This is a genomic window from Bradyrhizobium mercantei (genome assembly GCF_001982635.1).
In the GTDB taxonomy this organism is placed as follows: Bacteria; Pseudomonadota; Alphaproteobacteria; order Rhizobiales; family Xanthobacteraceae; genus Bradyrhizobium; species Bradyrhizobium mercantei.
The window spans coordinates 621,902-644,934 of record NZ_MKFI01000003.1 but is presented as its reverse complement, the minus strand read 5'-3'; the positions used below and the strand labels follow the sequence as shown (position 1 = coordinate 644,934).

Genomic DNA, 23,033 nt, shown 5'->3' with positions numbered 1-23,033 from the left:
CAGAACAGAAAGCGCCAACGCTCCGGGCACAACTTTGACGAGATTATCGCGACGGACGCAATGCGGACTGAACTCACGCGACGACCGAATTCGCAGATCGTCGCCTCTTGTTGCTGCACGGCAACAATCTGCTGAGCCGGGGTTGGAGCCAACGGTATCACTGGCATGGATGTCCGCGCACAGCGCGCGCGGATCGGAGTGATCGTTTATGCGCGCATGCTCTAGTGCTGCGATGCCGGCTGCGCCGGCGCGTGCAGCTCCTCGGCATATTTGTGCGCCAGCCAGGATGTGATCACGCCCGGGATGAAGCCGACCAGCCCGTAGAGGATGAACTGCACCGCGCCGCTTTCGGAGCCGTGCGAGGCGTAGGTCAGCGCCGCGCCGACGAACGCCACTGCGCCGACGAGCAGCATGCGCACCAGCGGCGAGATCCGCCGCACATGCATCAGGATGTCGTCGATCGCGCCGAACATCAGCGACGGCACGATGCCGAACAGATAATTGTATTGCAGCGACTTCACGAACACGACGAGCAGCTTCGTCACCTCGCCGCGATCGGTCTCGGTCCAGTAGCCGGACTGATAGGTGGTCATGAGCAACAGCAGGAAGCCGCCGATGAACGGCCCGATGGCTGCAAAGATCAGATAGCGTTTCATGGCGTGCCCTTGCCCGAGGTCGCCAGAGTGTAACGCAGTCACGCAACGGTTCTAGGGAAAATCCAAAGCGCCCGGCAATGTTCCGACGCTCCGCGCGTCTAACGCGCTGCAACAGCGAGCGGCCGAACTCGCTGCGATACGGAATCGCCCGGACGAGCCGGGCGATGACATCAAGCATCAAGGTGAGCGCGAAGGCCTTTACTCACCCCACGCCGCGAAGGCGTCGTTGAAGGCGCGCTCGCCGGGCGCGCCCTTCTCGATCGCGATGATGGCGCGGCGCTGGTTGGTGTAGACCAGCGGCACGTCGAACCAGGAGCGCTCCTTCAGGAGCTGCAGATTGCGCGAGCGGTCGGCATCGACGTTGGAGAGGCCGACCAGGAAGAAGCCGTCGGTGACCTTGACCGCGAGCCCGGCCAGCGGCGTGCCGCGCGCCTGCTCGTTCGACTTCATCAAGATGCCCGGCACGTTGCCGACGCCGCCATTGGCGAAGTCCTGCGGCAGGATGAAGGTCAATTCCGCGGTATGGCTCGCCGGCAGCGATGAATCGGTGTTGCGGCGGAACGACATCGTCATCTTGAACTTGCGATCGGGGATGTCGATGTCGGCGCGCACGGCGATGTCGGGCTTCTGGTTGCCCGATCCCTTGACCTGCTCGGTGCGCCAGACCACCGAACCTACATACTGCTTGCCCTTCGGATCCGACGGGTCCTCGTCATAGAGCACGACGCGCTGCGCCACCGGGGCCACCGGCTCGCCCGACGAGGGCTGGCCGACGCGGTCGGTGATCTTCTTGCTCGACGGCGTCGCCGACGCATCCTTCGGCGTCTCGACCGGGGCAGAGGATTTGAACAGGCTGCTGACCAGGGTCATGGCCTGCTGCCGGAACAGGATGCCGGTGCCGACCAGGATCAGCAGGATGCCGATCACGATCGCGGTCTTGAACGGGAACATCGAGCCGACGCGCGGCGGCTTCTTCGGCTCGCGATCGGCACTGCCGACCCGCGACCGTTGCGGCGGCGGCCCCTGCGGCGGCTGCGGGGTGTAGCGCTCGGCCTCCTCGATCGACTCGTCGTAGGAATACGGCGCCTCGTCATCGCCGCCGCGGTTTTCCAGGCTCGGCTCGAGCCGGTCGAATTCCGGCGAGGGCGACGGCACGTTGGCGTAGGTCTTGCGTGCGTTGCGGCTGGCTTGCGCCGCGGCACGGCCGAGATCGTCGGCGTCGGCGGTGATGTCGCGGAAGCCGCGCACGCCCGGCGCGGCCGGCGGCGGCGCGCCCTCGGGACCGCGGCGCGGCGGCCGGGCCTGGGAGTCCGGAGCGGGCGGAACCGGCGGGGTCTGCGGCCGCGGCGGGGTCGGCGGCGGCGCATCGGGGCGAAGGTTGCGCGGCGGGCGGGGCTCGGCCGGCGGCCGCGGGCGGCCGGCATTGTCGGCGGGATTGGCCTCGGGCGGCCTCGCATTTGCCTCCGGCGGCCTTCCACTTACCTCCGGCGGCCTTGCACCTGCCTCCGGCGGCCTTGGATTGGCACGGCGCAGCGGGTCGCTGCCGCGGGCCGCACCGCCGCCGGGGCGCGAGGCCTCGCGGGCGCGCTGCGCGGCCTCGGACTCGACCTTGCGCACCGCCTCTTCCAGCGACAGCCGTTCGCGGGTGATCTCGGACTCCGAGAGCGGCGGCTGCACGCCGCGGAGCTGCTGGATCAACGCCGTCCGCGCCCGCGCGTAGAGCGCGCGGCGGGCTTCGCCGGGAGCGTTGGGGTCCAGTCCGGCGATGGCACGGGCGATCAGCGGGTAGTAGTCAGCCATTTCCACACAATTGGTGGGATATAGGTAATATCCCGTTAAGCCTCGAACGGATTCTGTACCAGAATAGTATCTTCACGTTCCGGACTGGTGGATAGCAGGGCAATCGGACACCCCACCAGTTCCTCGACCCGGCGGACATATTTGATGGCCTGGGCCGGCAGGTCCGCCCAGGACCGCGCGTTGGCGGTCGGCTGCTTCCAGCCCTCGATGATCTCATAGATCGGCTCGACACGGGCCTGCGCACCCTCGCCCGCCGGCAGATGGTCGATTTCCTTGCCGTCGAGCTTGTAGCCGATGCAGACCTTGATGCTGTCGAACCCGTCGAGAATATCGAGCTTGGTCAGCGCCAGCCCGGCAATTCCGCAGGTCCGGACAGTCTGTCGCACCAGCATCGCGTCGAACCAGCCGACCCGGCGCTTGCGCCCGGTGTTGACGCCGAATTCCTTGCCGCGGCGGCCGATTTCCTCGCCGATCTCGTCGTTCAGCTCGGTCGGGAACGGACCCTGGCCGACGCGGGTGGTGTAGGCCTTGCAGATGCCGAGCACATAGCCGACCGCGCCCGGGCCGAGGCCGGTGCCGGTCGCGGCCTGCGCCGCCACCGTGTTGGACGAGGTCACATAGGGATAGGTGCCGTGGTCGACGTCGAGCAGCGCGCCCTGCGCCCCTTCGAACAGGATCCGCTTGCCCTCGCGGCGCTTGAGATCGAGCAGCCGCCACACCGTCTCGGCATAGGGCAAGAGCTTCGGCGCCAGCGCTGACAGCTCGGCCAGGATGCTCTTGCCCTCGATCTCCGCCAGATTGTTGCCGCGGCGCAGCGCGTTGTGGTGCGCCAGCAGGCGTTCGATCTTGTGCGGCAGGGTATCGAGGTCGGCGAGGTCCATCAGACGGATGGCTCGACGGCCGACCTTGTCCTCATAGGCCGGGCCGATGCCGCGGCGGGTGGTGCCGATCGAGGTGATGGCGTTGCTCGATTCGCGCAGGGAATCGAGCTCGCGATGCAGCGGCAGGATCAGCGTGACGTTCTCGGCGATCCGCAGATTGTCCGGTCCGACCGCGACGCCCTGGCCCTTCAGCTTGGCGACCTCGTCGAGGAAGGCCTGCGGGTCGAACACCACGCCGTTGCCGATCACCGCCAGCTTGTTCGGGCGCAGCACGCCGGAGGGCAGCAGCGCCAGCTTGTAGGTCTCGCCATTGATCACGAGCGTATGGCCGGCATTGTGGCCGCCCTGGAAGCGCACGACGATGTCGGCCTGTTCCGACAGCCAGTCGACGATCTTGCCCTTCCCCTCGTCACCCCATTGGGCGCCGACGACGACAACATTGGCCATTGCGAAGATGTTCCCTTCAGGTGTTTCAGAGACCATGATCACGGCGAAAACGCGTCCGCCCACAGGATCATGCAGTGATATGCCCAGCCCAAATCGCGGCGCCCGGCCGCGCGCACGCAAGGCGCCTACCGGATAAAGGAAGCGGCCTCGCTGCGCAAGCAAGAAGGGGGTCGTTTACGCCTTTTAGACGAGCTACAACCCTTTGATATCCCCTGAAAATTCCATGCCGCGCCGGGCGGTTCCGGGCTGGCGGGAATTTAATGTTGGCACGGCCCGGGGCTGGCCGTACGGCCGATTGATCGCCGAGCCCATTGCGGCGATCATTCACCCCGATCAACCGGCGGGGTCCATGCCCAACTCGACACAAGCGACGATGGCGCTGCGCAAACTCGGCATTGCCTTCAAGCTCCACACCTATGTCTACGATTCCAGCGCCGAGAGCATCGGGCTGCAGGCGGCGGAGGCGCTCGGCGTCGATCCGAACCGGATGCTCAAGACGCTGATGGCGGAGGTCGACGGCAAGCCGGTCTGCGCGGTGGTGCCGTCGGACTGCGAAGTCAGCATGAAGAAGCTTGCCGCAGCCCTCGGCGGCAAGACGGCCAGGATGATGCGGCCGGCCGATGCCGAGCGGCTGACCGGCTACCATGTCGGCGGCATCAGCCCGTTCGGCCAGAAGAAGAAAGTGCCGACCGCGATCGACGAGACCGCGCTCACCCACGTCACCGTCTTCGTCAATGGCGGCCAGCGCGGCCTGCAGATCGAGATCGATCCGAACGACGCCGCGCTCGCCGCCGGCGCCATGATGAAGGCTCTGGTGGCGACGCAGGAGTGATCCCAAGGCTGATGCTCGGATCGACCGCCGCGATCAGTGCGAGGATTTGTCCCTGGCAAACTCCGCGCCAACGAAATCGGACAGGCCGGTCAATTCCTCGGCCGAAATATCGTTGACGTTGAGCCGCAGCTGCATGATCGCGAGGTCGAGCAGATGTGCGGCAAAGCTGGCGTTGGCCGCCCTCACGATGCTGCGCTGCTCGATCAAGACCGCGATGACGTCGCGCAGACTGCGCACTTGCACTTGATCCATGGCCCTTTGCCCGATGCTGGCCGTTGTAATCTGAGTTGTCATGGGGATACCGATTGTAGTGTGCTGATGGATGCCGCACTGGCGGCGGGGATGTAGGGCAGCTGCTCGGCTTCCTCGCCGAGATGCAGGATGCGCGAGCGCGTCTCGCGGACCTCGATGTCGATCGTCATCGCAGGCGGCACGAGTGTCACCGAGGCTTTCGGCCACGGCGCCGGATTTGGCGCGACACCGGTGAAGCGATAGGCCGCGGCGATCTCGAGCGCGAGCAATTGCAGCTCGAGCATCGCAACGCCCATCCCGGCGCAGGCGCGCGGACCGGCGCCGAACGGGATGTAGGCATCGGTGTTGTAGCGCCGCGTCATCAGGAAGCGGTCCGGATCCTCGAAGTGCCTCGGATCGCGCTGCAATTGCCAGGGACAGAGCAACAGCGAGGTGCCGACCTTGAGGTCGCGCCCGCCGATCGTCACCGGCTGCATCACCTCGCGCGAGAACCACCAGGCGCTGGGATAGAGCCGGCAGACCTCCTTGACCAGGGTCGCGCTGACATCGGCGCGCCTGACCGCATCGACGCGCAATTCGCCGTCGTCGCCGATGCAGTCGGCAGCCTCCTCCGCGATCTCGTCCATCAGCGCGGGATTGGCCGCCATGTGATAGAGCACCCAGGCGGCGGTCGACCCGGTGGTGTGATGACCGGCCAGCAGCAGCGTCAGAATTTCGTCGTGCAGGTCGCGATCGCTCAAGCCGAGCGCCTCGAGGTCGCGCAGCGCGCTGGTCGAGCCGGCGCTGCTGCGCAGCCGCTGCACGACGGTCGACATCGCAAGCTTGGCACAGATCCGGTTCTGCCGCCGGCGATACCAGGACACGGGCCCGAGCGGCAGCACGCGGAACATCTCGTCGGCGAGATCGTCCTCGATGGTGCCGACGGCCTGCACCAGGGCCTCCTCATCGCCGGACGAGATCACCTGCGCGCCGAACACCGCGATGCAGATCGTGCGCAGCGCAAGCGTCGCCGTGAAGCGATGCGGATCGAACGAGCCGAGCCGCGCCAGCCTTGCGCCGACCGCGCGGATCTCGGCGCACATCTGCGGCAGGTATTTTTCGACGCTGCCCTTGGCCATGTGCTTGTGCAGCACCGCGCGCCGCCGCTTGTGCTCGTCGCCATGCAGCATCAGCGAGCTCTGGCCGAGCACCGGCGAGAGCTTCTTGATCAGCCGGCCCTTGCCGATGTCGGTTTCCGGCGCCTTCAGGATCGGGCGGATCAGATCCGGATCATTCACCAGTAAGACCGGCGCGGGCCCCAGATGGAGCGGCACCAGACCGAGCGGCGCAGCGTTGCCGCGCTCAAGCAGGAATTTGAGCGGGTCGCTCCGAAACGCTCGAACGTCCGAGAACATGTGTGGCATCGTGGATCTCCAATTGCCGTCCAAGATCGAGGAATTTTGTCAGGCCGGGATTGCCGGCGATATCGAGCGGGATCTCGCCGGCGAGCGCCGTCAGCGGGCGGCCGTAACGGTCGTTGCCGATCACCTGCGGCGGGCCGTAGCGGTGGGTGTGGATGCCCATCCGGGCGAGGAAGCGCTCGTAGGTAAGGTCGGCCATCGCCACCAGCGCCGACGCACCGCGCAGCTCGGCGAAACGAAACATCAGCGCATAATTGACCCGCGCGGCGGATGCGGTGGCAGCCCCCGGCAGCACGCCGAAGCGGCTGATTTCCCAGGCATCACGGCGGCTGGGGAAGCGGCGCTGCGCCAGCTGCGGAAAGACCGACTTGGTGAGATAGGGATAGTCGGTGCGGATGGCGCGGAAGCCGCCGATCAGCTCCGACCCGAGAAACAGCAGGCAGTGTTCGGTATACCAGACGTCGAACTGGTCGCGCTCGACGTCGCCGGTCGTGGTTAGAAGCCAGCCGCAATGGTCGACGAACAGCCGCTTGCGCAGCCTGAGCATCGCCTGAACATGCGCCGGATAGCGCTCCTCCGTCGTCACGAGCGCGTGGTATTCCCCCCAAAGGTGCGACATTCCCTCCGCCTCCAGATGTCGCCGGCATCTGGGACAAAAAGGCTTAATTGTGGTACCCCCGGAAACCGGGGGTTTTAGTCGATGGTCCTGGAAGAAGCGATTTCGAGCATCGAGGCGTCGGGCACGATCGACGAGCTTCGGCTGTCGCTGCACCGGGTGATCCAGGACTACGGCTTCTCCAGCTTCGCCTTCATCGATGCAGGCCGGCCCGAGCTCGACCTGCCCTACCATACCGGCACCTACAACCCGGCATGGGAGCGCGCCTACATCCAGAACGACTTCGTCCATTGCGACCCGGCGTTGACGCGGGTGCGGCGAACCAACACGCCGTTTCACTGGGGCGAGCTGAAGTTGCCGGAGCGGCAGGGCCGCAAGCGTCCGCCCGAGCTGAAGATGATGGAGGCCGCGCGCGATCACGGCTTTCGCCAGGGCTTCGTCGTGCCCTTCCACTATCGCGACCGGCTCGGCGCCGTGCACTCGAGCTCGACGGTGTTCTTCTGGGAAGACCAGCCGCGCGATTTCGACAAGCTGTTCATCTGCCACCGGCATGAACTGCATCTGCTGATGATCTACTGGGTGCAGCGGGCAATGGACATCGTCAACCGCGACCAGCGCAACGCGCCGACCATCCTGAAGCCCGCCGACGCCGCCGAAACCATCAAGCTCACGGGGCGGGAAAAGGAAGTGATCGCCTGGGCGGCACGCGGCAAGACCGTGGCCGACACCGCGCAGATCCTCGGCATTTCGCCGGAGACCGTGGAAGGCTTCATCAAGCAGGCGCTGCGCAAGCTCGAGGCCTCCAACAAGACGCACGGGGTGGCGAAGAGCATCGCGCTCGGGATCATCGATTTGTGAGCGGCGCCGCGCAGCCATCGCAGCATTCCCGGGGCTGCGTCCGCGGCATCGCCTCGCGAGCAGGACATGCGGAGATATGTGGCGAGGTCACACATCCCGGTTGGGTTTGTCTCGTCGATCGCGCCCTGATTGCATTCGGGCACGGTCTTGATAATAAGGCTGAGGCGGACGGAGATCGTCTGAACGCACCATGAGCACATCGCAGGACGACCAGATCGATCAACTGGTGCAGGCGCGTTGGCGCGAAATCGGGCTGTCGCAGGCCGATCTCGCCGAGATCCTGTGCGCCGGAGCCGCCCTGCAAAAGAACGGCGTCAACGGCACGGTGAAGGTCGATACCGGCCGCCTGGCGACCGTCGCCGAGATGCTCGGGATCGCCGCCGACATGCTCAATCGGCGGACCGCCACGACCGCGCCCGCGCACGGCGGTGGCCAGACCGCGGAATCGCTACAGTCGCTGCTCGAGCTGCGCATGCTGCGGGTGTTCCGCGACGTGCAGGACCCCGACACCAAGCGGATCCTGATCGAGCTCGCCGAGCAGATCGTCAAACGCCAGACCACGCCGCCGGGAGCCGGATAGCGGCCCGCGGACGGACCCTGCCGAACCACCGCGGGAGCCCGTGAAAGGGGACTTCGTGCATGGTCGCGATGCGTCGATCCCCATTGATGGAATGGCGAAATCCGTGTCTGTGACAGGAGCCGGGGAGATCCATTCCGGCCCGGCGCCATCAGCCGGGCGGGCCGCGGCGTCGTGAACCCGGGCCTCATCGAATGTCTGCCTCCGATTCCACCGCAACGCCTGCCTCCGGCTCCTGGATCGCCAACCAGCCGTATCTCCTGCTCTGCATCACCGCGATGTGCTGGGCCGGCAATGCGATCGTCGGCCGGCTCGCCGCCGGCCACATTCCGCCGGTGACGCTGTCGTTCCTGCGCTGGTCGGCGGCTTTCCTGATCATCCTGCCGTTTGCCTGGAAGCACCTGGTCCGCGACTGGCCCGCGATCCGCAACAATCTCGGCATCATGGTGCTGCTGTCGATCACCGGCATCAGCGCCTTCAACACGCTGCAATACTGGGCGCTCGAGCACACCCAGGCGCTCAACACGCTGCTGCTGCAATCGGCGGCGCCGCTCATCGTCGCGCTGTGGTCGCTGATCCTGCTCGGCACGCGGCTGTCGCTGGCGCAGCTGTTCGGCGTGTCGCTGTCGTTGTGCGGCGTGCTGGTCATCCTGTTGCACGGCGATCTCACGACGCTGTCGAAGATCGACTTCAACAAGGGCGACCTGATCTTCACCGTCGCGCTGGTGATCTTCGCGCTGTATTCGGTGCTGACCTTGAAGCGGCCGAAAATCCACGGCCTCTCGGTTGCGGCCTTCACCTTCGGCTGCGGCGCGCTGGTCCTGATCCCGTTCTTCATCTGGGAACTCGGCGCACGCCCGGTGATGCAGCTCACCACCAACAACCTGCTGTCGCTGTTCTATGTCGCGGTGTTCCCCTCGACACTGGCCTATCTGTGCTTCAACCGCGGGGTGCAGCTGATCGGCGCCAACCGCGCCGCGCCGTTCTTCCACATGGTTCCGGTGTTCGGCACCATCATGTCGATCGTGTTCATCGGCGAGCACCCGCAGGCCTTCCATTTCGTCGGCTTCGCGCTGGTGTTGGCCGGCGTCTTCGCGGCATCGCGCAAGCAGTCGGCCTGATTCCGGCCCGCGCGAGGCGCGGTGACTATCGGCGGCAAATCCGCTATCTCTTGACGTCTCTTCGCGGACAGGTCCCAACGCATGGCGCGCGCCAGCAATCTCGTGATCGGCACCCTGACGCTGGCCCTGATCGCCGGCTCGCTCGGCGGCTGGCTGGGCTATCAGCGCTATGCCGGCATCAAGCGGATGGTGCCGTTCCGCGTCATCTTCGAGGGCTCGGCCTCCGGCCTGCGCCGCGGCGCCAGCGTCAACTTCGCCGGCGTGCGGATCGGCGAGGTGGTGTCGATCAGGCTCGACCGTCACCGCGTGGTGGCGATGACGCGGATCGAGGGCAACGCCCCGATCAAGAAGGACACCCAGGCCGGTCTCGAATTCCAGGGCCTGACCGGGATCGCCTCGATCTCGTTTACCGGCGGCACCGACGATGCTCCGCCGCCTGCGGTCGGCGCCGACGGCATTCCCGAGCTGACCGCCGACGCCGAAGGCACCATGGGGATCCAGGAGAAGCTGCGGGTCGCGCTGCGCAATGTCGATCGCGTCATCACCGAGAACGAAGCCGACATCAAGGACTCGCTGCTCGGGCTCGAGAATTTCACCAACTCGCTGTCGGGCAATGGCGAGCTGATCGCCGGCTTCATCGACGCCGCCGACGACGGCATCAGCGCGGTCGACGCCAAGATGGATTCGGCCGACAAGTTCCTGAAGAGCTTCGGCAGCGACAAATATGGCGGCGAGCTGCTGCCGACCGTGATCTCGCTGCGCGAGCTGATCCAGAGTTTTGACAAGAAATCCGGCGCCATGATCGCCGAGACCCGCAAGACCCTCAGCGACGTCAGCCAGTCCGTCAACCAATTCAACCAGAAATTTGTCGGCCCCGCCGCCAGGCGCTAAGGCATATCAGCGCGCTTCAGCCCCTGTGTTGAACCATGATCTCCGCGCAACGCGTTCCGCGCTTGCCGCGAGGCAAAACCGCTTCGCACCCGTCGGGTTCGTGCTTTAGACTGGATGCGTCAAGAACCAAGAACAATGGAAACGCCCGACGTGCACGACCGGACCGCAGCCCCTTCCCCGCCGCCCGCAACCGTCAACCGCGCCGCGCCCGCCGTGCCCCGGCATTTGCGGCGCTATCTCACGCTCGACGATTTCGAGCCGCAGGCGCGGCGGCTGCTGCCGAAATTCCTCTACGGCTACATCTCCGGCGGCGCCGAGACCGATATGGCCCGGTCAGACAATCGCAGGGCGTTCGAGGAATACGGCTTCGTGCCGCGGGTGCTGAAGGACGTCTCCGGCCGCGACCAGACCACGACGCTGTTCGGCAAGAGCTACGCCTCGCCGTTCGGGATTCCGCCGATGGGCTCGTCTGCGCTGTGCGCCTATCGCGGCGATATCGTGCTGGCGCGCGCAGCGGCCGCCGCCAATGTCCCGATGATCCTCTCGGCCTCCTCGCTGATCACACTGGAGGACGTCCGCGCCGCTAACCAGCAGGCCTGGTACCAGGCCTATCTCGCCGGCCTGCCCGAGCGGATCGAGCCGCTGGTCGATCGGGTCGCAGCCGCCGGTTACGACACCTTCGTCGTCACCGCCGACGTGCCGGTGCCGCCCAACCGCGAGAACAATATCCGCAACGGCTTCCAGGTGCCGCTGGCGATCACGCCGCGGGTGTTCTGGGACACCATCACCCATCCGGACTGGCTGCTGAACACCTGGGCGCGCACCGTGTTCAACCACGGCATGCCGCATTTCGAGAACATGGACGCCAAGCAGGGCCCGCCGGTGCTGTCCAAGAACCTGATGCGCAACATCGGCAGCCGCGATCAGCTGGCCTGGAAGCATGTCGAGCTGATCCGCAAGCGCTGGAACGGCAAGCTCGTGGTCAAGGGACTGATCTCGCCGGAAGATGCCCGGCTGGCGCGCGAGCACGGCTGCGACGGCGTGATGGTCTCCAACCATGGCGGCCGCCAGCTCGACTACACCGTCTCCGGCTTGCGCACGCTGCCGGAGATCGCGGCGCAGAAGGGCGGCATGACCGTGATGGTCGACGGCGGCATCCGCCGCGGCACCGACGTGATCAAGGCGCTGGCGCTGGGTGCTGATTTCGTCTGGGTCGGCCGTCCCTTCCTGTATGCGGCCGTGGTCGCCGGCGAGGCCGGCGTGTCGCGCGCGATCTCGCTGCTGCATGCCGAGATCGACCGCGACCTCGCGCTGCTCGGCATCCGCAGCCTGAAAGAGATCACGCCGGATCTGGTGCGGAAATTCTAGAGCGTTTTCGAGCGATGTGGATACCGGTTCGCGTGAAGAAAGCGCGTCAAGCAAGAATCTGGAGCCCCGTTCCGACGCTATCGGAACGGCTCACGCATAGCGCGCCGCGCCCATGCAGAGCGCGGTGATCGCGAGCAGGCCCGCCGCGATGCGTTGCGCCGCCGCCAGCCGCGACCGCGCCGCTGACATGTCGGCCGCGCCATTGCGCAGCTGCCGGACCGCGCCTCCGCCGACGATGATCTGCACCGCAATCGCGGCAAGTGCTGCGATCGCGCCGCCGGCCAGGATCTGCTCCGACAGCGCAAACGAGCCTTCATGGACCAGGCGCCACAGCGTGGCGCCGGTCACGATCGCAACCGTTGCGGCCCCGATTTGCGGAAACAGCAGCTTTTCGCCGCCGAGGCCGCCGGTGCGCGCCAAAGTGAAGCTCGAGCCGGCCCAAAACACCGATGACAGGATGTGAAGAGACAAGGCTATGATGAGGGCGGTCTGCATGATGACGCTCCAAACGGCATTGGAAATTAGATATACATAATGTATAATCAATCTGACGAAAGCAAGGCAAACCGATGCCGCCGCGCAGCTATGTGAGCCCGGTCCGCAGCGCGGCTGCCGCCGAGACGCGCGAGCGGGTGATTGAGGCCGCCTCGCGCACGCTGCGCGAGGGCGAGAGCATCGCGCGCTTCTCGCTCGATACGGTGGCGAAGGCCGCCGGCGTGACGCGGCTGACCGTCTACAACCAGTTCGGCTCGCGGCGCGGGCTGCTCGAGGCCGTGTTCGACGAGATCGCCCGCCACGGCGGCCTGCATCAGCTCGCCGACGCCATGACGATGGCCGACCCGCGCGCCGCGCTCGACCGCATGATCGAGATCTTCTGCGGCTTCTGGAGCCGCGATACCGCGGTCGGCCGGCTGCACGACGCGATGGCGACCGATCCCGAATTCGCCGAGGCCGTGCGCGAGCGCAACGAGCGCCGCCGCCGCGGCCTCACCGGATTGATCGACCGCATCGCGGGCAAGAGCGCGTCACCGCAGGCCCGCAAGGACGCAGTCGATCTGATCTTCGCGCTGACCAGCTATCCGACCTTTGCCTCGCTGAGCGCCGGGCGGTCGCGGGACGAGGTCTGCCGGCTGGTGCAGGCGGCCTGCCGTGCGGTGCTTGCAGGATTGTCAAACCCGTCATCCTGAGGTGCGAGCCTTGCGGCGCAATTGCGCCGCTGGGCGAGCCTCGAAGGATGAATCGGCCACACTCGGGCCGTCGACCCTTCGAGACGCGCTTCGCGCTCCTCAGGGTGACGGATTTGTAGGCTTGAACTTGCTGTAGGCCTCGCGCGTGGCGATGATGACGTGCTCCTCGCAGCCGTTGCGGCGATGCGGGTCGCAGCGGGTTTCGTAGTCGGCCGAGGTCATCATGTCGATGAAGGCCGCAACGCTCGGATAGTAGACCAGCGCGAGATAATCCCATTGCTGGCCGGCCGGCTCGCCGAGCGCGACCGTCTCGGCGCTGCCGGTCCACAGCAGCGTGCCGCCGCGCGCCTTGATCATCGGGACGGTGAGCGCGCTGTAGCGCAGATAGGCATCCCAGCCCGAGCCGTCGCCGTCGAGCGAGTGCGCGCGAAACCGCATCAGGTTGACCATCACGACCGGAGCCGCTTGATCCAGCTCGCCCAGCCCTCTGACGTTCAGGAGATCGACACCCATCACCAGCTCCCGGCCAAATCCGCAATCAATACGGCCACACCACGGGCCGGATCGGCCCGGCCGCAAACATTATGTCACATCGCGGGACTACCCTGAAATGCTGGCAGGCCGTAAGCTCACCACCCGATCTCGGAGGTCAATGCCGTGATGACCCTTCCCGAACTTGCGGCCGATGCGCTCGGCAAATTCCTCGGCGAGTACATGCAGCGCCGGTTCGGCTCCTCGCAGACCCAGCTCGTGGAAATGGTGCCCTCGATCGCGCGGATCGCGCTCGAATGCATCGGCAACAGCGACGCGCTCTATCACAATGTCGAGCACACCATGCTGGTGACGCTGGCCGGCCACGCCATCCTGCGCGGCCGCGCGCTGCACTCGCACATGAGCGCCGAGGATTACGCGCATGTCATCATCGCCTGCCTCACCCATGACATCGGCTATGTGCGCGGGCTGTTCGATGCCGACGACCAGAACGGCTATCTGGTCGATCCCGACGGCCGCAAGGTGATCCTGCCGCGCGGTGCTTCGGATGCGGCGCTGATGTCCTATCACGTCGACCGCTCCAAGATCTTCGTGATGGAGCGGCTCAAGGGCGTCGACCTGCTCGACAAGGAGCGCATCGTACGCGCCATCGAGGGCACGCGCTTTCCGCTCACCGCCCCTGATGACGATGAAGACTTCGGTGAGGAGGCCACCCTGCTGCGGGCCGCCGATCTGATCGGCCAGCTCGGCGATCCCCATTACATCCGCAAGGCCAACGCGCTGTACCTCGAATTCGAGGAGGCCGGACTGAACCGCCAGCTCGGCTACAATTCGCCGGCCGATCTCGTCGACCTCTATCCGCGCTTCTACTGGGACAGCGTCGCGCCGCATGTGCAGAAGGCGATCCGCCACCTCAACATCACCTCCAGCGGACGGCAATGGATCGCCAATCTCTACAGCAACGTGTTCCGCGCCGAGCGCGACATCTCGCTGTCGGGGCCGCAGAAATAGGCGGCGCGTGCCGGGCCACGCAAAAGAACCATCTCCGTCATCCTGAGGAGCGCGAAGCGCGTCTCGAAGGATGCACGGCCACCAGCCGGGCCGTGCATCCTTCGAGGCTCGCTCCGCTCGCACCTCACGATGACGGAATTCAATTCCATCACTCGGCCCCCCTTGCCGGCGATGACACATTGGGCGGTGCGGCAACCTTGCGACACCGCCGCGCATGGCTCCAATCCGCTCTTTCGTCTTGTCGCGGCGGCGGATTCGGGCACAACATCCATCCAATAATGACCGCTTTGCCCGCACCAGCCACAACCCCGCGCCGCTCCCCGCTGCACTGGCTCAACAACCAGCCCTATCTGCTGCTCAGCCTGACGTCGTTGTTCTGGGCCGCCAACATCGTGCTGGCGCGCCATGTCGGCAGTCACGTGCCGCCGATCACGCTGACCACGATCCGCTGGTTCGGCGTCTTCCTGATCCTGCTGCCGTTCGCCTGGCCGCATTTGAGGGAGGACTGGCCGAAGCTGCGCAGCGCCCTGCCGCTGATGCTGCTGTTGTCCGCGGTCGGTTTCGCCTTCAACAACGCGATCTCCTACTGGGCGATGCAATACACCGAGGCGCTGAACGCGCTCTTGATCCAGTCGGCGGGCCCGCTGTTCGTGGCGCTGTGGTCGCTCGTCCTGTTCGGCGTGCGCTTGACGCCTGCGCAGCTTGCCGGCATCGCGATCTCGCTTGCCGGCGTGCTGACCATCATCCTGCGCGGCGATTTCTCGGCGCTCGCCAGCATCTCCTTCAACCGGGGAGACATCATGTTCGGCGCCTCGCTGGTGTCGTTCGGGCTCTATTCGGCCCTGATCCCGCGGCGGCCGAAAATCCATCAGCTCTCGCTGATCTCGTTCACCACCTGCTGTGGCGCGATGATGTTGCTGCCGGCGGCGGTCTGGGAATTCGCCAACGGCGTGACGCTGAAGCTCGACCTGCTGACGGTGGGCACGCTGGCCTACACGCTGATCTTCCCGTCCACGCTCGCCTATCTGTTCTTCAACCGCGGCGTCGCGCTGATCGGCCCGAACCGCGCCGCGCCGTTCTTCCATCTGGTGCCGGTGTTCGGCTCGGCGATGGCGATCCTGCTGCTCGGCGAGACGCTCGCGCCATTCCACCTGATCGGCTACGCGCTGGTGCTCGCCGGTGTCATCATCGCCTCGCGGCAGGGATCGGCCAAGGCCTAGCGCCGGGTTATCCCGCCCTGCGCAAGCGCGCTGCGGCGCTCCTCGGTGAATCCGCAGCGGGCTTTGCCGCCAGCGCTTCCGTGACGAAGTCGATGAACTTTCTGACCTTGGCCGGCAGATGGTTGCGGGAGGCGTAATAGACGTAGAGCGGAAAACGCTCGTCGGGCCAATCCGGAAACAGGTCGATCAGCGCGCCGCTCTTCAGATGATCGTCGAGCCCGATATCGATCACCTGCGCAATGCCGAAGCCGGCCAGGCAGGCGCCGAGCTTGGTGCCTGAATCGGTGACGGTGAGCCGCCCGTTGACCGCAACCGGCACGACCTCGCCGCCGCGCCAAAACTCCCACTCGAAGGGGCGTCCGGTCGCCGCATCGATGGCGTGGATGCATTGATGATCGCGGCTCGCGAGGTCGCGCGGATGAACCGGCCGCCCATGACGTCCGAGGTAGGCCGGCGAGGCGAGCGTGAGAACACGCGCATCGAGAATGCGGCGCGCGATCAACGCCGACGGTAGCGGCTCGCCGAAGCGCACCGCCAGATCAAAGCCGTCGCTCACCAGATCCGCGATCCGATCCCGGGTCTCGAGCCGCAGCTCCATTTCCGGATTGCGCAGCAAGAACTCGCTCAGCTTCGGCGACAGCACCATTCGCGAGAACAGCGGATCGACATTGACCCGCAATCGGCCGCGGACCGCATCGCGGGCCTTCGAGGTTTCCGCGGCGGCATCGCCGATCCCGGCCAGGTGCTGAGCGACCCGCTCGCAGAGGGCGCGTCCCTCCTCGGTGAGTTCGACGGCGCGGCTCGTGCGATGAACCAGCCTGGCGTCGAGGCGTGCCTCGAGCTTCGCGATCGCCTTGCTGACACCGGACTGGGTCATGCCCAGCCGCTCCGCGGCCCTGCCAAAACTGCGGGCATCCGCGACCGCCGCCAGCACCATCAAGCCGCCGACCAACCGACCGTCCACGTCGTCCATGCCGATGCCTCTCAGTCATCCAAGAGATGACCGCCCAGTCGTAGCACTCCGCTGCCGTATCGGCCACTGTCGGCGCAGATCACCGGTTCGATCCGGTGAGGCCACCGCCACATCATCAGCAACGGAGACTTTGCAATGAGCGACATCCCAGCTATCGCATCCGCGATCGACGGCTATTTCAGCCTGATGTACGACGCCGACGACAGCCGGTTCCGCGACGTGTTCTACGATGGCTGCATCGTGCACGGCATCCGGGACGGCAAGCACACCGTGCGGTCGGCCGCGGAATTCCGCGACTTCATCCGCAGCCGCCCCTCGCCGGCGGCGATGAACTCGCCGCGCGAGGAGGCCATCATCAGCATCGAGCAGACCGCACCTGACCTTGCCATTGCCAAGGTGCGCGTCAGGGCCGGCCAGACCGGCTTCATCGACCATCTCGTGTTTCACCGGATCGACGGCAGGTGGCTCGTCACCACCAAGGCGTTTCACGTCGCGCAGGTCTTCCCGGCGGGATCGTAGAGCCACACGGCCGGCTTTTCGGAATATTAGAAATATGACACTGAGTTGCCCGACGTGTCAAGTCGGCCGGTGGTGCGCCGGCCGTCACCGGCTCCTTTGCATGGGGTTGTTTTCGATATTTTGACAGCGCGCCCTGCGACGGTCCGTGAGTGGCGCTGCGGCGAAAGGCTGCTGCCGGCACGGCTTCCGCAGGCCTGGCGGCCGGGCTAGCTTCGGCCGCAATGGGCCTGCTCAGGGCCCCTGCGGGGGGACGACGACATGGGATCGAGACGATACTGGTGCCTGGTAGCCGCAGCCGCTGCCGTGCTTGCGGCGACATCCGGCGCGGCACTCGCCCAGACCTACCCCACCCGCAACATCACGCTGGTGCTGCCGTTCGCCGCCGGCAGCGGCACCGACACCACGACGCGGCTGATCTCCAAGGAGCTCGGCGTTGCGCTCGGCGTCGGCATGGTGATCGACAACCGCGCCGGCGCCAACGGCTCGATCGCGGCGAACTATGTCGCCCGCGCCGCGCCGGATGGCTACACGCTGTTCGTCACCACGAACACGACGCACTCGGCCAATCCGTATCTGCTCAAGACCATGAACTACGATCCGATCAAGGATTTCACCCCGATCGCGCGCACCGGCGACCTGCCCTTCATGCTGGTGATCCATCCGGATATCCCGGCGAACTCGGTCGCCGAGCTGATCGCGCTCGCCAAGAAGGAGCCGGGCAAATACTCCTATGCCAGCGGCTCGTCGTCGGCGAGCGTCTCGGGCGCGACTTTCGCCCGCCTCGCCGGCATCGACCTGTTGCACGTGCCCTACAAGAGTTCGCCGCCGGCGCTGACCGACGTCATCGCCGGCCGCATCTCGATGATGTTCATCGATGTCCCGACCGGCTTGCCGCACGTCAACGCCAAGGCGTTGAAGCCGCTCGCCGTCACCACCAAGCGCAAGTCCGCGCTGCTGCCGGACCTGCCGACGATGGACGAAACCGTGAAGGGCTTCGACATCACCTCCTGGCAGGGCTATCTCGGTCCCGCCAATCTGCCGAAGGACGTCGTGGTCAGGCTGAACGCGGAGATCCGCAAGATCATCGAGCGGCCGGACATCAAGAGCCAGCTCGCCGAGCGCGGCATGGAGGCGTTCTCCGGCACGCCCGAGGAGTTCGAGGCGTTCCTCAAGGAGCAGCTCGTGCTGTGGGAGAAGCTGATCGCCGACGCCGGGATCGAGAAGCAGTAGGGAGCGGCCGTCATTGCGAGGAGCGAAGCGACGAAGCAATCCATCGCCCCGCATATGTGGAAAGATGGATTGCTTCGCTTCGCTCGCAATGACGGGGTGAAGGTCCTTCGACTACCCCTCCCTACGCGTCGGCCTTAGGCCGCCCGGACCTTCTGTAGGAACTCGTCCACCGCGTTGCGCAGCATGCCGGACTGGGTGTCGAGCTCGCGCGCATTCGACAGCACGTCGCCGGCCGCAGTGCCGGTGGCGGCGGCCGCGGTGGTGACGCCGCCGATATGGGCGGAAATCTCGCTGGAGCCGGCCGCGACCTGCTGGATGTTGCGCGCGATTTCGCGCGTCGCATCGCCCTGCTGGTCGATCGCGGTCGAGATCGAGGCGGTGATCTCGCTCATCTGCGCGATCGTCGCGGTGATGCCGCCGATCGAGGTCACCGCCTCGCCGGTGGAGGCCTGCATCGCGGCGACCTGCGCCGAGATCTCTTCGGTCGCCTTGGCGGTCTGGTTGGCCAGCGCCTTCACCTCGGAGGCGACCACCGCGAAGCCACGGCCGGATTCGCCGGCGCGCGCCGCCTCGATGGTGGCGTTGAGCGCGAGCAGATTGGTCTGGGCGGCGATCGAATGGATCAGCTTGACCACCTCGCCGATCTTCTCGGCGCCGGTGGAGAGCGCCTGCACGGTCGCATTGGTGCGCTCGGCATCGGCGACCGCCTGGCTTGCGACCTCGCTGGAGCGCGCCACCTGGCGGGAGATCTCGGCAACCGAGCTCGAGAGCTCCTCGGCGGCAGCGGCGACGGTGCCGACATTGTTGGAGGCACTGTCGGAGGCGGCGCCGACGGTGGCGGCCCGCGCGCTGGCGTCGCTGGCGGTCGCGGTCATCGACTGCGCCGTGGTCTGCATGCCGGCGGCGGCGGAGGCCACCGTGCGGACGATGCCGTTCACGCTGCGCTCAAAATCGCTCGCAAGGCCCTGCATCGCGCTGCGGCGTTCGGCCGTGGCGCGCGCCTGCGTCGCAGCCTCGGCCTGCTCGAGGTCGCGGATACGGATCGCGTTGTCCTTGAAGATCTGCACGGTCGCCGCCATCCCGCCGACCTCATCGCCGCGGCCGACGCCCGGAATGTCGCCGTCGAGCTTGCCGTCGGCAATGTCGCGCATGCGGCTGCCGAGCAAATTGAGCGGACGGGAGATGCTGCGGCCGATCAACCAGGCAACCGAGCTCGAGATGATGCCGATACCGAATATCGCGAGGCCGAGCAGCCAGGCGATCGGGCGCATCTTGGCGTCGATGTCGTCGAGATAGGCGCCGGTGCCGAGATACATGTCGAAGCCGGGGACCGCGACCGCGTAGCCGAGCTTGCGGATCGGCGTCTCCTGGCCGGGCTTCACGTATTCGTAGAACAGCAGGATGTCGCCCTTCGACTTCACGCCGTCCATCAGTTCCTGCGACAGCTTGCGGCCATTGGTCACGACGTCCATGCGGTTGGTTCCGACCTGCTTCGGATCGGGCGCCAGCACCGTGATGCCGCTGTAGTCGGTGCCGAACAGATAGCCCGAGCCGTTGTCGTAGGTCATGGCGTTGGCGCGCTTGCCGAACTCGGCCAGCGCAGCCTCCTTGGTCAGCTTCCCGGCGTCGACCTCCTTCTTCAGGCTCGCCGCCATGTTCTTCGCCATCTCGACGATGGCCTTGGCCTGGTCGATGCGAGCATTTGTCATCTCACGCTGCATCAGCTGACCGGCGAGGATGCCGGCCGTGCACAGACCAAGGAGGGTCACCCCCACCAGAATGCCGAGCTTGGGGGTGATCTTCAAATTTGACAGCTTCACGGGGATCTCCAGAAGAGGCGGGGAACGCGACGCGATTGGCGGATTGATTCCGCTCACCGTAATGTGAGACCCTTTACCTGATGGTTACGGAGGTTCCCCGTAGAAGCCCGGAGAATCGCGCCGCGGACCAACCGGCAATTGTAGAGAGGGCAGCGCAGCTCGCGTACAAGTATGGGAAGCGGCGATGCAAGCCGCGCTCCAAGAAGCAAGAACACCAAGCCGCAGACCAGCAAGAAGCAAGAACAGAAGACCTCACATCGGGAGCAGACAATGTCGAAATTCAGGGTGGTGACGCCGAAGGGCGCGAGCTTCACGGTCGCCGGCGGCGGCTACGATTATGAACGCGAGGCGCTCGATCCGATCGGCGCGGAGATCGTCGAGGCGCCGGCCAATGAAGCCGAATTCATCGCCGCGGCCCGCACCGCGGATGCGATCTACGCCAAGGGCATGCCGATCACGAAAGCGGTCATCGATGCGCTCGAGAACTGCAAGGTGATCACGCTCGGCAGCGTCGGCGTCGACTCGGTCGACGTCAAGGCCGCGACTGCCCGCGGCATCCCCGTCACCAACATCCCCGACACCTTCATCGAGGAGGTCGCCGACCACGCCATGATGCTGCTGCTCGCCGGCTTCCGCCGCCTGATCGAGCAGGACAAGATGGTGCGCAGCGGCCGCTGGGCCGAAGGCCGCCCGGCGCTTCTGAAGATTCCGCGGCTGATGGGCCAGACGCTCGGCTTCATCTCGTTCGGCCGGGTCGCCCGCGCGGTGGCCAAACGCGCCGCGCCGTTCGGCCTTCGGATGATGGCCTACGATCCCTTCATCCAGGAGACGCTGATGTACGACCACGGCGTGATCCCCTCGACATTGTCGGAGGTGCTGTCGCAGTCGGACTTCGTCTCGATGCACGCCCCGGCACGGCCCGAGGTGCACCACATGCTGTCCGAGAAGCATTTTCGCCAGATGAAGAAATCGGCCATCTTCATCAACACCGGCCGCGGCGCCACCGTCGACGAGGAGTCCCTGATCAAGGCGCTGCAGGAAGGCTGGATCGCCCATGCCGCGCTCGACGTGCTGGAGAAGGAACCGCCGTCGCACAACAATCCGATGCTGGGGATGGACAATGTTACCTTGACCGCCCACGTCGCCTCGGCATCGGCACGTTTTGACGAGGCACGCAAGCGTCGCGTGGGCTACGAATTGTCACTAGTGCTGCAAGGCATGTGGCCGGTAAGCTGCGTCAACCCGTCGGTGCTGCAAGACACCGCGCTGCGCCGCTGGCAGCCCGTCAGCATGGATCGCGGTCCGAACAGCTAGACGGAGTGCACCTCTCGCGCGAAGGCTCTTCTCTCAATGAGCACTTCGCGCGGCAGGCGCGCAAGGACGACAAGGCCTTCACCGGCGGCCAACGCCGGGAAGGTGCAGTAAAAAGCAGGGAGTGCAAACGACATGACGTACGAGGTCACGCGTCGCGACGCGCTGGCGCTGGGAGCTTCAGCGGCAACACTGGCAATCACCGGCGCTTCGGCGCAGGAAGCCTCGAAGGTCAAGGCTGCCGACGTGGCAGCGCCGTCGCTGCCGATCGAAAAGGGCGCGAGCCTGCGCATGCTGCGGCCGGTGCGCTTCGTCCAGGCCGACGAAGACGTGTTCCGCGCCAATGCCAAGAAGTTCACCGACAAGACCGGCGTCGAGATCAAGGTCGACTTCGTCGGCTGGGAGGACATCAACCAGCAGACCGCAGTGACCTCGAACTCCGGCGCCGGCCCCGACATCATCATCGGCTTCGGCGATGCGCCGCACATCTATATCGACAAGCTGATCGAGCTGACCGACGTCGCCGACTATCTCGGCAGTCGCTACGGCGGCTGGCTCGCGCTAGCACAGCGCTACGGCATGCGCTCGAAGTCGAAGAGCTGGATCGGCCTGCCGTTCGGCGCCTCCGGCGGCCCGCTGGTCTACCGCAAGTCGCTGGTCAATGCAGCCGGCTTCGACAAGGTGCCGGAAGACCATGCCGGCATCCTCGAGCTCTGCAAGAAGCTGAAGGCGGCGGGCAAGCCGGCCGGCTTCGCGCTCGGCAACGCCGTCGGCGACGGCAACGGCTTCGCCAACTGGCTGTTGTGGTCGCACAACGCAGCGCTGCTCGATGAGGAAGGCAATATCATCGTCAACAGCAAGGAGACGATCGCCGCGCTGAAATACCTCAAGGAACTCTATCCGACCTTCATCGCCGGCACGCCGTCCTGGAACGACGTCTCCAACAACCGCGCCTACTCCTCACAGGAGATTGGTCTCACCGCCAACGGCGTCTCGCTGTACTTCTCGCTGAAGAACGATCCCGCGACCAAGGCGATCGCCGACGATACCGCACATCAGTTCCTGCCCAAGGGACTGGCATCGACATCGCCGATGTCGGGCCTGACCTTGAATGCGATGGTGTTCAAGCACAGCCCCTACCCCAACGCGGCGAAGGCGTTCCTGCAATTCATGCTGGAGAAGGAGCAATACGAGCCGTGGCTCAACGCCAACTCCGGCTACTGGTCGCAGCCGCTCGCGGCCTACGCGGACGCTGCGGTGTGGTCGGGCGATCCCAGGGTCTCGATCTTCAAGGAGACGATGAAGAGCGCCTACTACAACGGCTACAAGGGACCAATCTCGACCGCGACCGGCGCTGTCACCGCCGACTATGTGTTGGTGCAGATGTGCGCCTCCGTCGCGACCGATGCGGCAACGCCCGAGGCGGCTGCCGCGGAAGCGGAGCAGCGCGCCAAGCGCTACTTCCGGCGGCAGAACCGGTAACGGCGGTCATTGAACTGCGCAACTTAAATCAACCGTCATTGCGAGCGAAGCGAAGCAATCCATAGCGCCACAGACGGAAAGTGGATTGC

Annotated in this window: 23 protein-coding genes; 13 read left to right on the top strand and 10 right to left on the bottom strand. The window is 65.9% G+C overall.

Annotated elements, in window-relative coordinates; all coding sequences use genetic code 11:
• Window positions 1–221 precede the first annotated feature (221 nt).
• The 3 genes from BI327_RS16630 to BI327_RS16620 all read right to left on the bottom strand — a co-directional run bounded on the left by BI327_RS16630 (window position 222) and on the right by BI327_RS16620 (window position 3,784).
• Window positions 222–656, bottom strand: coding sequence for a DUF5413 family protein (locus BI327_RS16630; protein ID WP_076861693.1), 435 nt, complete (start codon window positions 654–656; stop codon window positions 222–224).
• A 198-nt stretch (window positions 657–854) separates the two neighbouring features.
• Window positions 855–2,456, bottom strand: coding sequence for a hypothetical protein (locus tag BI327_RS16625; protein ID WP_076861692.1), 1,602 nt, complete (start codon window positions 2,454–2,456; stop codon window positions 855–857).
• 35 nt (window positions 2,457–2,491) lie between these two features.
• On the bottom strand, window positions 2,492–3,784 hold the full coding sequence (locus BI327_RS16620) for an adenylosuccinate synthase (protein WP_076861690.1): 1,293 nt from the start codon (window positions 3,782–3,784) through the stop codon (window positions 2,492–2,494).
• 349 nt (window positions 3,785–4,133) lie between these two features.
• Between BI327_RS16620 and ybaK the strand changes: the two genes are divergently transcribed.
• A complete protein-coding gene (gene ybaK / locus BI327_RS16615) occupies window positions 4,134–4,616 on the top strand; it encodes a Cys-tRNA(Pro) deacylase (RefSeq protein ID WP_076861688.1) in 483 nt (160 codons plus the stop codon).
• 33 nt (window positions 4,617–4,649) lie between these two features.
• Here ybaK and BI327_RS16610 read toward each other — a convergent pair whose 3' ends face one another.
• Genes BI327_RS16610 through BI327_RS16600 form a run of 3 tightly spaced genes read right to left on the bottom strand, consistent with a single transcriptional unit; the run spans window position 4,650 to window position 6,887 of the window.
• Window positions 4,650–4,868, bottom strand: coding sequence for a hypothetical protein (locus BI327_RS16610; protein ID WP_076861686.1), 219 nt, complete (start codon window positions 4,866–4,868; stop codon window positions 4,650–4,652).
• A gap of 38 nt (window positions 4,869–4,906) precedes the next feature.
• Window positions 4,907–6,271 (bottom strand): cytochrome P450, encoded by a 1,365-nt coding sequence (locus tag BI327_RS16605; protein WP_245334835.1) that lies wholly within the window; start codon window positions 6,269–6,271, stop codon window positions 4,907–4,909.
• On the bottom strand, window positions 6,210–6,887 hold the full coding sequence (locus BI327_RS16600) for an acyl-homoserine-lactone synthase (protein WP_076861682.1): 678 nt from the start codon (window positions 6,885–6,887) through the stop codon (window positions 6,210–6,212). The genes BI327_RS16605 and BI327_RS16600 overlap by 62 nt, the downstream gene beginning before the upstream one ends.
• A gap of 81 nt (window positions 6,888–6,968) precedes the next feature.
• Between BI327_RS16600 and BI327_RS16595 the strand changes: the two genes are divergently transcribed.
• From BI327_RS16595 to BI327_RS16575, 5 genes are all read left to right on the top strand, one after another.
• Window positions 6,969–7,742, top strand: coding sequence for a helix-turn-helix transcriptional regulator (locus BI327_RS16595; RefSeq protein ID WP_076861680.1), 774 nt, complete (start codon window positions 6,969–6,971; stop codon window positions 7,740–7,742).
• 190 nt (window positions 7,743–7,932) lie between these two features.
• A complete protein-coding gene (locus BI327_RS16590) occupies window positions 7,933–8,322 on the top strand; it encodes a hypothetical protein (RefSeq protein ID WP_076861678.1) in 390 nt (129 codons plus the stop codon).
• Window positions 8,323–8,513: 191 nt separating this feature from the next.
• Window positions 8,514–9,440, top strand: coding sequence for a DMT family transporter (locus BI327_RS16585; protein WP_076861675.1), 927 nt, complete (start codon window positions 8,514–8,516; stop codon window positions 9,438–9,440).
• Window positions 9,441–9,521: 81 nt separating this feature from the next.
• A complete protein-coding gene (locus BI327_RS16580) occupies window positions 9,522–10,331 on the top strand; it encodes an MlaD family protein (protein WP_076861673.1) in 810 nt (269 codons plus the stop codon).
• A 213-nt stretch (window positions 10,332–10,544) separates the two neighbouring features.
• Window positions 10,545–11,699, top strand: a complete 1,155-nt coding sequence (locus BI327_RS16575) for an alpha-hydroxy acid oxidase (RefSeq protein ID WP_076862180.1) — start codon at window positions 10,545–10,547, stop codon at window positions 11,697–11,699.
• A 90-nt stretch (window positions 11,700–11,789) separates the two neighbouring features.
• On the opposite strand, the gene BI327_RS16570 is transcribed toward BI327_RS16575, so the two are convergent.
• Complete coding sequence (locus BI327_RS16570) at window positions 11,790–12,194, bottom strand: hypothetical protein (RefSeq protein ID WP_076861671.1); 405 nt, start codon at window positions 12,192–12,194, stop codon at window positions 11,790–11,792.
• Window positions 12,195–12,268: 74 nt separating this feature from the next.
• On the opposite strand from BI327_RS16570, the gene BI327_RS16565 reads away from it, so the two are divergent.
• Entirely contained in the window at window positions 12,269–12,886 is a 618-nt protein-coding gene (locus tag BI327_RS16565; protein ID WP_076861669.1) for a TetR/AcrR family transcriptional regulator, read from the top strand.
• A 99-nt stretch (window positions 12,887–12,985) separates the two neighbouring features.
• Here BI327_RS16565 and BI327_RS16560 read toward each other — a convergent pair whose 3' ends face one another.
• On the bottom strand, window positions 12,986–13,399 hold the full coding sequence (locus BI327_RS16560; RefSeq protein WP_076861668.1) for a DUF1330 domain-containing protein: 414 nt from the start codon (window positions 13,397–13,399) through the stop codon (window positions 12,986–12,988).
• Between the two features lie 144 nt (window positions 13,400–13,543).
• Here BI327_RS16560 and BI327_RS16555 point away from each other — a divergent pair, with 144 nt between their 5' ends.
• Both BI327_RS16555 and BI327_RS16550 read left to right on the top strand, forming a co-directional pair.
• Window positions 13,544–14,389 (top strand): metal-dependent phosphohydrolase, encoded by an 846-nt coding sequence (locus BI327_RS16555; protein ID WP_076861666.1) that lies wholly within the window; start codon window positions 13,544–13,546, stop codon window positions 14,387–14,389.
• Window positions 14,390–14,667: 278 nt separating this feature from the next.
• Window positions 14,668–15,609 (top strand): DMT family transporter, encoded by a 942-nt coding sequence (locus BI327_RS16550; RefSeq protein WP_076861664.1) that lies wholly within the window; start codon window positions 14,668–14,670, stop codon window positions 15,607–15,609.
• Window positions 15,610–15,616: 7 nt separating this feature from the next.
• Here the strand turns inward: BI327_RS16550 and BI327_RS16545 are convergent, their stop codons facing one another.
• Window positions 15,617–16,582 carry a LysR family transcriptional regulator gene (locus tag BI327_RS16545; protein WP_076861662.1) on the bottom strand — a complete coding sequence of 322 codons (966 nt, stop codon included), beginning with the start codon at window positions 16,580–16,582 and terminating at the stop codon, window positions 15,617–15,619.
• 135 nt (window positions 16,583–16,717) lie between these two features.
• Between BI327_RS16545 and BI327_RS16540 the strand changes: the two genes are divergently transcribed.
• Both BI327_RS16540 and BI327_RS16535 read left to right on the top strand, forming a co-directional pair.
• Window positions 16,718–17,101, top strand: a complete 384-nt coding sequence (locus BI327_RS16540) for a nuclear transport factor 2 family protein (RefSeq protein WP_076861660.1) — start codon at window positions 16,718–16,720, stop codon at window positions 17,099–17,101.
• A 258-nt stretch (window positions 17,102–17,359) separates the two neighbouring features.
• Window positions 17,360–18,331 carry a Bug family tripartite tricarboxylate transporter substrate binding protein gene (locus BI327_RS16535; RefSeq protein ID WP_076861658.1) on the top strand — a complete coding sequence of 324 codons (972 nt, stop codon included), beginning with the start codon at window positions 17,360–17,362 and terminating at the stop codon, window positions 18,329–18,331.
• 134 nt (window positions 18,332–18,465) lie between these two features.
• Here BI327_RS16535 and BI327_RS16530 read toward each other — a convergent pair whose 3' ends face one another.
• The gene (locus tag BI327_RS16530) at window positions 18,466–20,151 is read right to left on the bottom strand and encodes a methyl-accepting chemotaxis protein (RefSeq protein ID WP_076861656.1); all 1,686 of its coding nucleotides are present in this window, start codon (window positions 20,149–20,151) and stop codon (window positions 18,466–18,468) included.
• Between the two features lie 270 nt (window positions 20,152–20,421).
• On the opposite strand from BI327_RS16530, the gene BI327_RS16525 reads away from it, so the two are divergent.
• Window positions 20,422–21,465, top strand: a complete 1,044-nt coding sequence (locus BI327_RS16525; RefSeq protein WP_076862179.1) for a C-terminal binding protein — start codon at window positions 20,422–20,424, stop codon at window positions 21,463–21,465.
• Between the two features lie 132 nt (window positions 21,466–21,597).
• On the top strand, window positions 21,598–22,944 hold the full coding sequence (locus BI327_RS16520; protein ID WP_076861654.1) for an ABC transporter substrate-binding protein: 1,347 nt from the start codon (window positions 21,598–21,600) through the stop codon (window positions 22,942–22,944).
• Window positions 22,945–23,033 lie beyond the last annotated feature (89 nt).

Coding starts and splice junctions, on each gene's coding strand:
- BI327_RS16630 (WP_076861693.1), bottom strand. CDS start 656: ATGAAACGCTATCTGATCTTTGCAGCCATCGGGCCGTTCATCGGCGGC.
- BI327_RS16625 (WP_076861692.1), bottom strand. CDS start 2,456: ATGGCTGACTACTACCCGCTGATCGCCCGTGCCATCGCCGGACTGGAC.
- BI327_RS16620 (WP_076861690.1), bottom strand. CDS start 3,784: ATGGCCAATGTTGTCGTCGTCGGCGCCCAATGGGGTGACGAGGGGAAG.
- ybaK (WP_076861688.1), top strand. CDS start 4,134: ATGCCCAACTCGACACAAGCGACGATGGCGCTGCGCAAACTCGGCATT.
- BI327_RS16610 (WP_076861686.1), bottom strand. CDS start 4,868: ATGGATCAAGTGCAAGTGCGCAGTCTGCGCGACGTCATCGCGGTCTTG.
- BI327_RS16605 (WP_245334835.1), bottom strand. CDS start 6,271: ATGCCACACATGTTCTCGGACGTTCGAGCGTTTCGGAGCGACCCGCTC.
- BI327_RS16600 (WP_076861682.1), bottom strand. CDS start 6,887: ATGTCGCACCTTTGGGGGGAATACCACGCGCTCGTGACGACGGAGGAG.
- BI327_RS16595 (WP_076861680.1), top strand. CDS start 6,969: ATGGTCCTGGAAGAAGCGATTTCGAGCATCGAGGCGTCGGGCACGATC.
- BI327_RS16590 (WP_076861678.1), top strand. CDS start 7,933: ATGAGCACATCGCAGGACGACCAGATCGATCAACTGGTGCAGGCGCGT.
- BI327_RS16585 (WP_076861675.1), top strand. CDS start 8,514: ATGTCTGCCTCCGATTCCACCGCAACGCCTGCCTCCGGCTCCTGGATC.
- BI327_RS16580 (WP_076861673.1), top strand. CDS start 9,522: ATGGCGCGCGCCAGCAATCTCGTGATCGGCACCCTGACGCTGGCCCTG.
- BI327_RS16570 (WP_076861671.1), bottom strand. CDS start 12,194: ATGCAGACCGCCCTCATCATAGCCTTGTCTCTTCACATCCTGTCATCG.
- BI327_RS16565 (WP_076861669.1), top strand. CDS start 12,269: ATGCCGCCGCGCAGCTATGTGAGCCCGGTCCGCAGCGCGGCTGCCGCC.
- BI327_RS16560 (WP_076861668.1), bottom strand. CDS start 13,399: ATGGGTGTCGATCTCCTGAACGTCAGAGGGCTGGGCGAGCTGGATCAA.
- BI327_RS16550 (WP_076861664.1), top strand. CDS start 14,668: ATGACCGCTTTGCCCGCACCAGCCACAACCCCGCGCCGCTCCCCGCTG.
- BI327_RS16545 (WP_076861662.1), bottom strand. CDS start 16,582: ATGGACGACGTGGACGGTCGGTTGGTCGGCGGCTTGATGGTGCTGGCG.
- BI327_RS16540 (WP_076861660.1), top strand. CDS start 16,718: ATGAGCGACATCCCAGCTATCGCATCCGCGATCGACGGCTATTTCAGC.
- BI327_RS16535 (WP_076861658.1), top strand. CDS start 17,360: ATGGGATCGAGACGATACTGGTGCCTGGTAGCCGCAGCCGCTGCCGTG.
- BI327_RS16525 (WP_076862179.1), top strand. CDS start 20,422: ATGTCGAAATTCAGGGTGGTGACGCCGAAGGGCGCGAGCTTCACGGTC.
- BI327_RS16520 (WP_076861654.1), top strand. CDS start 21,598: ATGACGTACGAGGTCACGCGTCGCGACGCGCTGGCGCTGGGAGCTTCA.